This window comes from Actinoplanes sp. CA-252034, from assembly GCF_050956125.1.
Lineage (GTDB): Bacteria > Actinomycetota > Actinomycetes > Mycobacteriales > Micromonosporaceae > Actinoplanes.
Genome location: NZ_CP191846.1, coordinates 9,237,422 through 9,251,155, shown reverse-complemented (window position 1 = coordinate 9,251,155; position 13,734 = coordinate 9,237,422). Strand labels below are relative to the sequence as shown.

General features: G+C 69.6%; 8 protein-coding genes. 5 read left to right on the top strand and 3 right to left on the bottom strand.

The features are described from left to right. Positions 1 to 201 precede the first annotated feature (201 nt). The 3 genes from ACQPZW_RS41675 to ACQPZW_RS41665 all read right to left on the bottom strand — a co-directional run bounded on the left by ACQPZW_RS41675 (position 202) and on the right by ACQPZW_RS41665 (position 7,868). Complete coding sequence (locus ACQPZW_RS41675; protein WP_433791546.1) at positions 202 to 3,813, bottom strand: AAA domain-containing protein; 3,612 nt, start codon at positions 3,811 to 3,813, stop codon at positions 202 to 204. After that, positions 3,813 to 4,187 (bottom strand): hypothetical protein, encoded by a 375-nt coding sequence (locus ACQPZW_RS41670; protein ID WP_433797774.1) that lies wholly within the window; start codon positions 4,185 to 4,187, stop codon positions 3,813 to 3,815. The genes ACQPZW_RS41675 and ACQPZW_RS41670 overlap by 1 nt, the downstream gene beginning before the upstream one ends. Positions 4,188 to 4,562: 375 nt before the next feature. Next, complete coding sequence (locus tag ACQPZW_RS41665) at positions 4,563 to 7,868, bottom strand: TIR domain-containing protein (RefSeq protein ID WP_433791545.1); 3,306 nt, start codon at positions 7,866 to 7,868, stop codon at positions 4,563 to 4,565. 275 nt (positions 7,869 to 8,143) lie between these two features. Here ACQPZW_RS41665 and ACQPZW_RS41660 point away from each other — a divergent pair, with 275 nt between their 5' ends. The 5 genes from ACQPZW_RS41660 (at position 8,144) to ACQPZW_RS41640 (ending at position 13,685) form a co-directional block, all read left to right on the top strand. Further along, the gene (locus ACQPZW_RS41660; RefSeq protein ID WP_433791544.1) at positions 8,144 to 8,680 is read left to right on the top strand and encodes a DUF4956 domain-containing protein; all 537 of its coding nucleotides are present in this window, start codon (positions 8,144 to 8,146) and stop codon (positions 8,678 to 8,680) included. Next, positions 8,677 to 9,411 carry a polyphosphate polymerase domain-containing protein gene (locus ACQPZW_RS41655; RefSeq protein WP_433791543.1) on the top strand — a complete coding sequence of 245 codons (735 nt, stop codon included), beginning with the start codon at positions 8,677 to 8,679 and terminating at the stop codon, positions 9,409 to 9,411. Before ACQPZW_RS41660 ends, ACQPZW_RS41655 begins: the two co-directional genes overlap by 4 nt. Positions 9,412 to 9,444: 33 nt before the next feature. Beyond that, positions 9,445 to 11,082 (top strand): carbohydrate-binding domain-containing protein, encoded by a 1,638-nt coding sequence (locus ACQPZW_RS41650; protein WP_433791542.1) that lies wholly within the window; start codon positions 9,445 to 9,447, stop codon positions 11,080 to 11,082. A gap of 88 nt (positions 11,083 to 11,170) precedes the next feature. Beyond that, positions 11,171 to 12,334, top strand: a complete 1,164-nt coding sequence (locus ACQPZW_RS41645) for an oxygenase MpaB family protein (RefSeq protein WP_433791541.1) — start codon at positions 11,171 to 11,173, stop codon at positions 12,332 to 12,334. Between the two features lie 202 nt (positions 12,335 to 12,536). Further along, positions 12,537 to 13,685 (top strand): dipeptidase, encoded by a 1,149-nt coding sequence (locus ACQPZW_RS41640; protein WP_433797773.1) that lies wholly within the window; start codon positions 12,537 to 12,539, stop codon positions 13,683 to 13,685. Positions 13,686 to 13,734: the final 49 nt, after the last annotated feature.

Below are 13,734 nucleotides of genomic sequence, written 5' to 3'. Positions count from 1 at the left end.
GGTACCGGTGGATCATGGAAGTCGTTGGTCCGCGGCGGTGGCCGCTGCGACATGGCTCTCGGTCGATCCGGGTCATCGAAAGCCTCCGGCGGCCGTCCATGGTCTCCAATACCTCGGGCCCGTTCTCCCTGGAGAGGTCCGCACTCGCCGACGCCACCGCAGCGGAACTCATGCAGAACATGCAGCCCAAGCGCTGAGTGGTCAGTCGGCGGAGGAGGCGCGCTTGAACAGGCGCTCTCGTTCGGCGGCAGTGACCTCCCGCACCCGATCTGTCTCGATCGCGTCACGCAGCTCGGCCACAACCCGTTCTGGTTCGGCGAGGCAGCGCCATGCAGGTATCCGTTTGACTGTCGCGACGGAGGCGATGATGTCCAGGCGGCTCAGCACCGTTCGGAGGGAGTGGCCGTCCGGATCGCCTTCGGGGTCGTCGACCAGCAGGGCCAGCCGCTTGTCGCCGAGGCTGATCGTGAAGTCGACTGGGTAACCCGGCAGCGGCGTTTCCCAACGTACTGTCAGACCGGTCTCGCGGAGGCCGGCGATCAGCCGGTCGGCCGGTCGCGGGCCGACATCGGTACTTGCTGCTGCCGTGGGGGTAGGACTGGCGAGATCGGCCAGGAGGCCGCGTTGTCCGGACCACCATGATCGATCGCCGACGACGATCAGTTGGGAGCGGGCGCGGGTGATCGCCACGTTCCACAGGTTGATCTGGTTGACGAGCCAGCCGCGGGTGTTTTCGCTGATGCCCTGTGCACCGACCGGCGAGACGACCATGATGTCCTTCTCGCTGCCCTGGAACTTGTGGATGGTCGCGCACAGCAGGTTGTCGGCGAGGCCCTGGTCCTGCAGGGCGCGATCGAGATGGCGCTGCTGTTCGGCCAGGGGAGTCACGACGCCGATCGAGGCTTCCGGGTACTCCTTGCGCACCCGCTGCACCTCGGTCACCACGGCCTGGACCTCGTCGGCGTTCCGGCCGGAACCGGTGGCGCCCTTGGTGAAGTGGCCGGGCACGTCGACCCAGCGAGTGGCGGGTTCGGCCGGTGCGGCGAGCCGGGCCGGGTCGGTCAGCACGGTCAGCCGGTTCTGGTAGACGACCCGGTTCGGGGCGTCGATGATCTCCGGGTGGCAGCGGTAGTGCTCGTCGAGCAGGATGGTGCTTCCCGCCGCGGCTGCGAATGCCTCGTATGCCGAATGATCGCGGTAGGAGAGTCGCCGATTCGTCAGCCAGCCGTGCCCGAGTCCCGCGCGAGCCTGTTCCTTACGGTCGTCGTCGGCGGAGAGCTCGACAACCGGGGTCAGCTGTCGTGGGTCGCCGATGATGAGCGCGCGTTTTGCTCGGTAGAGCATCGGCAGGATGTCCGCGACGGTGCACTGGGCGGCCTCGTCGATGATCACCAGGTCGAACAGGCCGGCCCGGGGTTGCAGCCGGCGGGCCGACTTCGCGGTGACCGCCCACCCGGGGAGCACCTTGACGAGGGCCGACATGTAGGTCCAGCTACTCCCGTTCGGCTTGGCCATCTCGTCAGCGCGATTGCGGAGCAGGGTCGTGTTTCCGCTGACCCGCGTGGCGATCTGGGCCCGCAGAAGCTCATGGCTGTGCTCGGCTCTGGCGTCGTGTTGCAGGGTCCGCAGGCGCTGCCATGCGTCCTCAACGGTGTGTGGTAGCGCCGCCAGTTTCCGCTGTCGCTCACGCCAGCATTGCTCGATGACCGCGCTCTCGCCGAGGGCGGTGATCGCTTCGCGGTCGAAGGCCCCGTGTGACCGTAGCCGTCTGCGGTACCACCATCCGAACCAGCGGCTCCGTAGTGCCTGTTCGGTGAGGTCGACCAGCTTGGACAGTGTGCGCTCGTCCGTGTCGGTGAGTGTCGCGTCGCGTTCGAAGGCAAGGTCGACGAGATCTCGTTCGAGTCGGCGGTGCTGATCGAGTTCTTCCCGCAGTTGGTCGATCTCGTGCGCCACGAGGCGAACCTCGTGGAATGGGCCGCGCGTGTCCGCCGCTGGTGGCGGCCACGCCTGCATCACCTCGGCGAGGTACTGCGGTTCCTGCTGCCGATAGTCCTTGTTCCCAGTGCGCAGGATCAGGCCGGGGCCGACCATGGCGGTGACTCGCTCGACCACCTCGTCGACGGCCCGGTTGTTCGTCGAGCCGATCAGCACGCTCTGCCCATGCGCTGTGGCGGTGGCCAGCAGTGCGGTGACCAGCTGGCTCTTACCGGTTCCGGGCGGTCCCTGAGCAACCGTCAGTGGCCGGCTCATCGCGGCTCGGATGATCTCTTCCTGAGTCTCGTTCACCGAGTTCGGCGCCACCGTCAGGACTCTGGCGTCCGGTGCGGTCTCGTCATCCTCGTTCGCACTCGACAGCGCGCCCAGAGCGGTCGGCGCGATCTTCCCGGCGTTCTTGATGATCTCCTGCAGGTCCTCGATCAGCTGTCGATCGGGGGACTCCGTGCTTCCGGCGGCGAACAGCATCCCGGCGTTCTGAACGCGGTTGAGTGGTCCTCGCTCGACCTTCCCGACCAGGTTCTGCGGATCGAGAGCGGAGGCCGGCTTGAGACCGAACGCGTTCGCGACCAGGTTCACGGCGTCGGCGAGGGATCGGTGATCGCCGGGAACGAGCCGTTCCGCTACGGCCTCGCGCAACTCGTCGGCCTCGACCACGGCCAACTGGAAGTGATCGATGAGGGCGGGACTGGGCTGCGGCGGTGCGGGATGAGCTGACCCGTCGGCGCCTACGGTCAGATCGCAGACGAGCAACGGCGCCCAACTGAGCTGCTGCCGGCCCTTCTGGGGCAGGGCCACCACCGGATAGCCGTACTGCAGGGACCGGCCGCCGGCCTCCGCCGACTTGGCGAGTTGTTGTCCGCGTTCTCCGAAGCGGATCGGCTCGCTGGCCGAGAACACGACCTCACGGCCTGCGGGGGCGGGAACGTACGAGTCCCCGGCTGCCGGATTCACGAAGAACTGCAGCACGGCGGAACGTTGCAGGCAGTTGACGTAGTAGCCGAGCAGCCGCCGCCACCGCTCCGTGTCGAACGGTGCATCATCCGGCTCCTCAGCCGGTTTACCAGGTACGTGTTGCCGGCGCTCGACAGGTCCGTTGACCAGAGGGATGGGCTCGGTGACACCCTCACTCGACTCGACCGGCTTCTCCTCCCGGCGGCGTGACATCTCGGTCATCGCGTACCGGGAGATGTCGCTCGCCGTGATCCAGCCATCCTCGGCGGTGCCTTGGGCCGCACCGCGGAGCCCGGTGAGCAGCACCTCGGTGAAAAGTGACGGCCGGTCCGGGCCCTGGGCCTTGGAGGCCTTCAGATGGCTGCTCGACTGCAGCATGAATGTTCCACGTTCCCGCTTGAGACGGCGAGGCTCCTGCCGTACGCCGCCGTTGAACCGATGCCGCGCGGTGAACGAGCCGGAGAAGCAGCAGTCCAGCAGAACCACCTTCTGGCTGGCTTTGGTGTGGTTCAACATATGGCGCAGGACGCCTTCGACATCGAACGCGGTGGTGTGAGGAATCGACGTCTCGGTGTCGATCGTCCCCAGGAACAGAGACTGCCGGTCGTCGTGTGGGACGCCATGGCCGGAGTAGTAGAACAGGGCAAGGTCCCCGGTGCTCCGCGCTCCGTAGAACTCCTCCACGAGCTGCTTCATCTGTACCGACGGAAGGTCGATACGTGCCGTGACGCTGTCGAAGTCGCCATCGGTTTCCAGCACTGTTCGCAGTTGTTCGACGTCTTGCCGGACACCGGGCAGTGGGGTCAGCTTCCGATCAGCGTTGTAGGTCGCAGTCCCCAATATCAGGGCGTGCCGACCCATCAGCGAGAACGCTCGATCGCATCACGAACAAGGTCGATCATCTTGGCGGTCTCCGCCTTGGTCGCCTGATCGATCGTGAGCTCGACGTCCCCGATCTTCAGATGAGCCCTGCGACCCTGATTGCGGTTGAGAAAGCCCACCACCAGGTCGACGAGCGCCTGTACGTAGCCGGGATCAGTGCCGGCGACCACAGCGACGGTGGCGAGCACGACCTCGCCGACGCCCTTCCCGTCGGGACCGGCGGGAGCTTCGAGCCGACTCACCTCGCTTATGTCGCGCAGGTCCTCCTCGAGTTCCTCGGTCAGCTGGTCGAGAACGAAGTCATCGTCCTCCGGCAGCGGCGTGAAACTGACCTCGATGACGACCTCGGACACCATGCCCCCCGTAGAGCCCAACCCGAAAGCATCCGAAACGCTACGGACTGTCAGAGCGGCGGAGTTGAATATCTCGGGTTCCCGACAGGGGTGGTGATTGTCGGCGCTTGGGGTCGCGACGAGGGTTCTCGGCCACACTGCTGCGGCGGCAAGTGCGCTCTTCGCTGGGAGCGGCCGAGTTGCAAGTGAGTTGATGACGAAGCGCCAACGAGGGTACGGACGAGACTTCGACGAGGCTGACTTCGATCAACGTGACACGGGCTTGGGTGTCTGCCGCGGCGCTACTCACCGTCTTCAGTGGGCTGGCGGTCAAGTGAGGGAGATCTTCCAGGGGCTGGTCCGGCCGGCGGTCCGGGGACCGCCGGGCGGCCGGAGTCAGCGCGTGCCCTTACCCGTGGGTGCCGGCGGGTCGCCGGGGCAGGTCGGCTCGTAGGGGAACTCGGGCACGTAGCGCACCCACTCCTCCGGGCTGAGGCCACGACCGGCCATGGCACAGACCTGCACGGCGGGATCGGCGCGGAGATCGTGGATGGCGGTGATGTCCCAGAGAGTGGACCGTCCGCCGAAGTACGAGCTTCCTCCGGTGAACAGGGTCCGGCCGTTCGGGGCGAAGGCCACCACTGCTCGCCGGATCTGGGTGTGCGGGTGCGCGACGAGCCGGACCGGTCTCGTCCAGTCCGAGAGGTCCCACAGCACCATCCCGGTGTCGACGACCGCGGCCAGGGTGTGGTCGTCCGCGGTCAGTGCCACCGAGTTCACCGGGGTGGCGATGGTGGCCAGACGGGCCGGGCGGGTGGCGTCGGTGATGTCCCACAGGTTCACCGTGTTCCCGCTGCCGGTCACGAGTCTCCTGCCGTCCGAGTTGAAGGCAAGCCCGACCACGTAGGTGTCCGGCCCGGGCAGTGACGCGGCGGTGACCGGTTTCGTCCGGTCGCTGAGGTCCCACAGCCGTACCACGCCGCTGTTGCTGATGGCCACGGCCATCAGTCCGCCGTCCGGTGAGAACGTGACGTTCTCCAGGGCCGCCTTTCCGTGTTCGAGGCGCGCGATCGGGGTCAGCACACGACGGTCGGTCATGTCCCACAGCGTCACTGTCGCCATGGGCGTGCCGACGGCCAGGGTGCGCCCGTCGGGGCTGAGCGTCACCGTGGTGACGTAGTCCCCCGCGTCGATCTCACCCAACGGTGTGGGCGACGCCGGGTTCGCCAGGTCGATCAACCTCACCCTGTGGTCTCGCCCGGCGAGCGCGACGAGGCTCAGGTCGGGGCTGAACCCGGCTGCCATGACGTCCGCGCCGCTGGACCACGTCGATCGCTGCACCGGCCCGCCGGGCGGAGTGGTGTCCCAGAAGGACACCTCGCCGGAATGGTGGACGGTAGCCATCGAACGCCCGTCCGCTGCGTACCCCGTCGCCCGCGAAGGCGTGTCGTAGGGGAGCGTCTTCGTCAACTGCGGCTCGCCGGGTCCGGCCAGCGGCCACAGCGTCAGCCCCTTGCCGGCTCCCGCGAGCGAGCGGCCGTCCGGGGTGAAGTCGACGGAGAAGACGCTGTGGTCGCCGAGCAGGTCGGCCTTACGCATCGGAACGGCCGGCGTCGTGACGTCCCACACGGAGATCCCCCGGCTGTGGCCCACGGCGAGGACGGTGCCGTCGGCGCTGAACTCGACCGTGCCGATCTGGCTGTCACTGATCTTGAGGGTCGTCAGCCGTCGTGGGCTGAGCAGGTCCCAGAGGGTGACGGTGCCGTTGCTCGCGCCGATGGCGAGGATCCTGCCGTTCGGGTGCAGGGCTGGCCGGCTGACCCCCTCGTCCTCCACGACGTACCGCTTGTAGGGCCGGTTCCGGTAGGTGAGGTCCCAGATGATCGTGGGACCGTACCGGGTGGCCACGGTGCGGCCGTCTCTGCTGAACGCGACCTCCGGGGCACCCGCCGGGCCGTGGGGGAGAGTCGACACCTGGACCGGCTTGTCCACTCTGCTGACATCCCAGACCGTGGCGTTTCCGCCATCCGACCCGACGACGAGGGTTCGTCCGTCGGGGCTGAAAGCGGTCGAGTAGGCGAACACGGAGGGGATCGGGGTCAGCGGAGCCGGCTGCACCGGATCGGTGACGTCCCACCGGGTGATGTCCGCCCTGCCGGTGGCGGCGATCAACGTGTGGCCGTCGGGGCTGAACTCGAGTGCCTGCAGCAGACCGGCCCCGGGGATCGTGGAGAGCCGGCGGGGGTGCGCCTGGTCGTGGAAGTCCCAGAGGGAGAGCGTGCCGTCGGCGCCGGCAAGGGCGACGACGTCACCGGTGCCGTGGGCGACCAACCTGATGTCCCTGGCGAGAGTGGAGGCGTACCGCGTCGACGTCGCCAGAGAGGTCAGCCCGATCCGGCTCTCGGTGTCGGCCTGGATGCTCTCGGCGGCCAGCCCCAGTCTCAACGCCGTCGCGGGCTCGCCGTTCGCGCCGGCCTTCGCCTCGTTCATCAACTGCCGGCCCACCGCGATGCGTCGCTGCTGTTCGGCCTCGGTCGCGGCCTCCTGCGCGAGTTCCTTCTGCTCGCGGGCGATCCGGCTCTGGAGCTCGGCCTCCGCCGCGAACTCCTGTGCCAGGCGCTGCTGTTCCTTCGCGATCGTCTCCTGCCGGCGAGCGTTCGCGGCCGCGGCCTCGGCATTGCGCTGCTGCAGGGCCAGGATCTCCTGCATGCGCTTCGTCTCGCCCGCCGACTGCCGTGCCGCCGCCTCCTGCTCTCGGGCGATCCGCTCGAAGTCGGCCGCTCGCCGGGCGGCCCGGTCCGCGATCTGCCCCTGCTGCCGGGCGTTCTGCTGCTCCCGGGCGGCCTCCGCCGCGGCCTGCTCGGCCGCCGCCCCCTGTTCGCGGGCCAGCCGTTCCTGGCGCTGTCGTTCGATGCCGGCCCGCTGCGCCTTCTCGCCTTCCCGGCGTGCCGCCTGCTGCTGCTGTCTGGCCTCCGCGGCGAAGCGGTCGGCGGCGGCTCTGTTCGTCTCGGCGGTCTCCTGCTGGCGGATCACCTCGGCGCCGGCGGCCGTCGCGCGATCACCGTTGCGGACGGCGACGGCACCCATCGAGGCCGCGGTCACCGCCAGGACGAGCAGCATGGAGAGGGCCGAGGACAGCAGCCGCCGGGCGCGGCGCTGATGGCGGACGTCCTCACCTTCGAGGTCGTCCTTGGTCATTCCGTGCATCGGGGCGGCGAGGCGGGCGATGGCATCCCGGAATCGGGGGTCCCTCAGCGTCAACTGGGACGTGTCGCGCGCCCACCGCAGATCGAGATGCAGGGGCTCCTCGTCGAACACTCCGCGCAATGCGGGCGGGATCGACGTCGAGTCGGCGGAGAAGTCGTGCTTCGCGGCATCCCACCGCCAGACGCCGTCGGTCACCACCGGCAGGATCCGGGCCGGTGATTTGGTGCTCACCCAATGCTCGATCTCGCGATTGACCCACTCCGATCCGGCCGCCTCCGGTGAGGCGAGAAGCACGAAGTACTCGGAGTCGTCCAGTGCGTCCTGAATGGAGGACCACAATGTCGGCGTCACGGACAGGCCGGTCTGATCGCGGAAGATCCACAGCGCGCGCCGCCGGTGCCACGGCTTGGCCATGAGGTGCAGGCCACGCTGCACGCGCGGGGCGAGTTGCCCGTCGGCGGCGTGACTGTACGAGATGAAACCGTCGAAACCCATTGCACCGGCCCTCGCAGACAAGTTGATAGCCGGCGATCATTGTGCACGGGCTGCTCGCGGGTGTGGAGCATAGGTCGTGCACAGGATTCTTTGAGGCTATTCCGAGGTTTTGTTCGATGAGGTTCGCCCGGATCGCGGCTAGGGTCTAATCGAAGTTCATCGATACGTAACCTGCCGGCCGGATGGCGTTCAGGGGGCTGACGTCCCGGCCAGGCGCACTGAGAGGTCGTGCCACTATGCCCCGGCTTGCGCTCTTCGCGCTAGATCTTGCCGCTGTGAGTGTTCTCGTCTTCGGGCTGTATTTTCCACGGCACCGGCGACGGGACCTGGTCGTGGCGTTCCTCGGGGTCAACGTCGGCGTGCTCGCGGTCGCCGGATCGCTCAGCTCCAGCTCGGTCGGCGCCGGCCTCGGGCTCGGCCTGTTCGGCGTGCTGTCGATCATCCGGCTCCGGTCGACCGAGCTGGACCAGCACGAGGTGGCCTACTACTTCTCGGCGCTCGCCCTCGGCATCCTCGGGCCGCTCAGCGGCGGGCCGGTCTGGCTCAGCCCGGCGCTCATGGCGCTGATCCTCGTGGTCATGTATCTGGGTGACCATCCACGCCTGCTCCGGTCCTACCGCCGGCAGGTGATGGTGCTCGACAACGCGGTCACCGACCACGTGGCCCTGGTCGCCCAACTGGAGCGGATCCTCGGGGCGCGGGTGCACGCGGCCACCGTCGAACGGGTGGATCTGGTCAACGAGACCACCGTGGTGGAGGTGCGGTACTCGTACGCCCCGAACAAGAACGCCCTCGTCGGAGCCGGCCGATGACCGTGACCACCGCCCATCTCGACCCGGTCTCGCTGGCCGAGTTGACCGAGAAGGCGGAGTTGCAGACCCGCACCGACCGCAAGTACGTGCTGCCGCTCGCGGCCGCCGGCGAGGTGCTGTCCCGGCTCGATCCGGCGACCCGGGTGCTGGAGATCGACGGCCTGCGGGCGTTCCGCTACCGATCGGTCTACTTCGACACCCCCGACCTGGTCAGCTTCCGGCTCACCGCCTATCGCCGCAGGCGGCGGTTCAAGGTGCGCACCCGCACCTATCTGGACTCGGCGCTGTGCTGGCTGGAGGTGAAGACCGAGGGCTACCGGGGCGGGACGGTGAAGGACCGCCTGCCCTACGACTCCCACCACTGCGACGACGTCGAGCCGGGTCGCTGGTTCGTCGAGGACATCCTCGGCGACGACCGGCTCGTACTGCGGCCGACGCTGTCGACCCACTACCGGCGCACCACCTTCTACCAGCCGGCCGACGACTCTCGGATGACCGTCGACATCGGTCTCACCTGGACCGACGCGGACGGCCGTGAGCTGGTTCTACCGGACGTCGCCGTCGTGGAGACCAAGACCGCGTCGTCGGTCTCCCCGACCGACCGGCTGCTCTGGGCCTGCGGGCACCGGCCGGTCAGCATCTCGAAATACGCCACCGGGCTCGCCGCGCTGCGCCCGGGTCTGCCGGACGTGCCCTGGCGCCGTCTGCTGCGCCGCCACCTTCCCTGCTGAAGGCACTCATTTCCCCCGACATAAGGATCTCCCATGCCCAGAATCCCCCGTCTCGCCGTCCCCGCGGCGCTGACCGCCACCGCCCTCGCCGTCGCGCTGGTCCCCGGTACGCCGGCGCTGGCCGCCGGTCCGGCCGGCGCCGCCGCTCTCGCCGCCAACCAGGCCGGTCACCTCAGCGCGGCCGACCTGACCTGGAACGAGTCGGACGTCGCCGCGGTCACCCTGACCGGATCGAGCGCCACCACGACCAGCTCGAACGTCACGGTCGCCGGCAGCACGGTGACCGTCAACGCGGCCGGCACCTACCGGTTCAGCGGCTCGCTGACGTCCGGCCAGATCGTCGTCAACAGCACCGGGACCGGCATCGTCCGCCTGATCCTCAACGGGGTCACCATCACCGGCGGCACCGGCGCGATCAACGTGGTCGCCGCCGACGAGGTGCTGATCCACCTGCAGGCCGGCACCACCAACCGGCTCACCGACGGCGCCGCCTCGGTGGACGGAGCGATCGCCTCAGCCGCCGATCTGAGCATCGCCGGCACCGGGACGCTCGTCGTCACCGGCAACGCCAACGACGCCATCAACGTCAAGGACGGCCTGATCATCGCCGGTGGGACGATCACCGCCACCGCGCCCGACGACGCTCTCCGCGGCCAGGACTACGTGATCGTCAGCGGCGGCTCGATCACCGCGACCGCCGGTGGCGACGGCCTCAAGTCCGACAACGAGGAGGACGCCACCCGCGGGTACGTGGCGGTCACCGGCGGAACCGTGAACGTCAAGGCGACCGACGACGGCATCACGGGTCAGACCGACGCGATCGTCACCGGCGGCTCGATCACCGCGACCACCACCGGCAAGGGCATCAAGGCCGGCGTGCTCACCGTGATCAGCGACGGGACGGTGAACGTCACCGCCACCGACGACGGCCTGCACTCGGACGCCAACCTGACCGTGGACGGCGGCACCACGACCGTCTCCAGCGGCGACGACGGCGTGCACGCCGAGACCGACGTACGGATCGCCGGCGGCACGGTCAACGTCACCAGGTCGTACGAGGGTGTCGAGGGCCTCAAGGTCTACGTGACCGGCGGCAGCGTCTCGGCGACCGCCACCGACGACGCGTTCAACGCCTCCGACCCCGCCTACGGTGAGATGCAGAACTCGCCGAACGCCCTGATCAGTGTCACCGGCGGCACGGTCGTGGCGAGCGGCGGCACCGACGGCCTGGACTCCAACGGCGCGCTGACGCTGGGCGGCGGCACGGTCGTGGTCAGCGGATCGGCGACCCGCGGTGGCGGCGAGGGCGGCCTCGACTCCAACGGCGCCCTCACCATCACCGGCGGGACGCTGATCTCGTCCGGGATCAGCGCCACCACCAGCACCCTCCCGTCCTCCGGCCAGGGCTGGGTGTCGGTCACCTTCAGCGCGAACCAGGCCGCCGGCACCGTGGTCCACCTGGCCACCACCTCGGGCACGCAGATCGCTTCCTACCAGCCCACCAAGGCGTTCCGCGGCGTCGTCTTCAGTTCCAACCAGATCTCCAGGGGTACGACCTACGCCGTCCGTACCGGCGGAACGGTGTCCGGTACCGCCGTGGGTGGCGGCCTCTACATCGGTGGCACTCTCTCCGGAACCCAGGTGAGCACCGTGGTCGCCGGCACCCGCTGACGGATCTGGTGCCGGCGCCTGTCTCCCGAGGGCCGGCCGACCCGCGCAAGAGTGGTGAACCGGCTTCCGCTCTCTTTATCGTCGAGGCATGAGCACGCACGCCGATGCGAGGGCACCGCGCCGGTTCGGGATGGACCGCCCGTGGGCGCAGCGGGCGGCCCGGCCACTGCGACTGGTCGCCGGCCCCGGAGCGGACCCCACCGAGGCCGAGCTCGCCGCCCTGGCGACCGGCCTGCTCCGGCGCGACGAGCTCGCGGCCGGCCTGGTTCGCGCGGTCCACCCGACCGAGCTGCACCGGGCGCTGGCCACCGGGCCGTCCGCCGACGCGCCGGAGCCGGTCCGGGCCTTCTGGGAGGCGCTGTCGCAACGGCCGGACTGGGTCGACGACGAGCAGCTGGCCCGCGGAGCGGAGGCGTGCCGGGCCTTCGGGATGGATGCGGGGCTCGTTCTGGCGTACGGCTCCCTGCTCGGTGGGTATCGGACCGCCGCCGCTCTCGAACCGCTGGTCCGCACCGGGCGGCTGGCCGGCGGGGAGACACTGCGGCGCATCCGGGAGACCTCCCTGTGGTGGCGTGCGGTCACGGCGCCCGGCGGCCTGGCCCCGGACGGTGCGGGCTTCCGGGCGACCGCGCACGTCCGCGTCATGCACGCCCTGCTCAACGCCCGTCTGGAGGCCGACCCGACCTGGGACCGGGAGCTGCGCGGCGTGCCGATCAACCAGTACGACCAGGCGAGCACCCTGGGTGTCTTCAGCACCAGCTTCCTGCTGCACCTGCGCCTGCTCGGGGTCCGGGTGTCGCGGGCCGACGCGGCGGCGGTCATGCACCTGTGGAGCTACGTCGGCTGGCTGATGGGCGTCGACGAGGAGTGGCTGCCGCACACCGAGCGCCGAGGCCGCCGCCTGCTCTACCACTTCCTGGCCAACGATCCGCCGCCGGACGCCAACAGTGTCGCCCTGGCCCGGGCCCTGATCACCATGACCGACGACGTGACCACCGGCCGGCGCCGGCGCTACGAGCGGGAGCGGGCCCTGTCGGTGAGCTGCTGGCTGCTCGGCCCGGCCGCCATGCGTGATCTGGGCCTGCCCTACCGTCCACCGTGGTATGGCGTGGCCCGGATCGCGGCCAACCTGCTGGTCAGCCACGTCCTCGGTCGCCTGCCCGGCGGCCGGGCCCGCCTTCTGGCCCGCTCCGAGCGCCAGGCCCGGGCCCAGTTCGCCCGCTGGGGCGCGAGCCTGGAGGACGGCGTCTGACGCCACGCTGCTGACAGAAACGTGCCAGAAGTACGGCAGGTGGGGCTGGGAATCTGATCTCGGCGCCGGACGGGACGACGAGACGCGCCGGCGGGCGCCCAGTTCGACGTTCCTCGCCTGATGAGCGCGGACGGTGCGGGATCAGCATTCAAGGGGGGATCTCGCACCTTCCGCGCTCTGTAGTCCACGGATCTGGGTGACCATGTGGCCGATCGACGAGCCCGCGCGTGACGAGACCGCCGGGGACCGGATCGCCCGGCTGCTGGCCCAGCATCCGCTCATCGACGGGCACAACGACCTGCCGGACGCGCTGCGGTCCCTGCACGGCGGAGCGGTGTCGCCGGACGATCTGGAGAAGTTCGCGCTCGACCAGCGGCAGCCGCTGACCCGTACCGACCTGCCACGGCTGGCGGCCGGACGGGTGGGCGGGCAGTTCTGGTCGGTCTTCGTGCCGGGCGACCTGCCACCGGCGGCGGCCGTGGTGCGCACCCTGCAACAGATCGACCTGGTGCACGCGCTGCACCGGCGCTTTCCCCGGCGGCTGGAGCTGGTGACCACGGCCGACGGGGTGGAGGCGGCGTTTCGGGCGGGGCGGATCGCGGGGCTGCTCGGGGCCGAGGGCGGGCACAGCATCTGCGACTCGCTCGCGGTCCTGCGGATGCTGGGCGAGCTGGGCGTACGGTATCTGACCCTCACCCACAACCGGAACGTCGCGTGGGCCGACAGCGCCACCGACACGCCCCGGCTCGGCGGGCTCAACGACTTCGGCCGTGAGGTCGTCGCCGAGATGAACCGGATCGGCATGCTCGTCGACCTGTCACACGTCGCCGACACCACGATGCGTGACGCCCTGGCCGTCACCACGAAACCGGTGATCTTCAGTCATTCGTCGGCGCGGGCGCTCTGCGGGCATCCGCGTAACGTGCCCGACGACGTGCTCACGCGGCTGGCCGGCAACGGCGGGGTGTGCATGGTGACGTTCGTGCCGGCGTTCCTGTCGGCGGAGCGCTGGGCCTGGTCCCGGGAGCCGCAGGGTCCGCCGCCGCCGGTGACCGTGGAGCAGGTCGCCGACCACGTCGAGCACGTCCGCGAGGTGGCCGGGATCGACCACGTGGGGCTCGGCGGGGACTTCGACGGCTGCGACGACACCCCGGCCGGGCTCGACGACGTGTCTGGCTATCCCAGGCTGTTCGGCGAGCTCGCGGCCCGGCGCTGGTCGGACGCGGAGCTGGCGGCGCTGGCCGGGGGCAACGTGCTGCGGGTGCTGCGCAGCGCCGAGGACGGGCAGTCACACCCGAACCGGGCACGCCAGGCGGTCAGCTCGTCGTTCTCCCGTACCCCCAAAGCCTGAAAGACGTCTCCCGCGGCGGCCCAGAGCGAATGTGCGGCCTGATGATCGC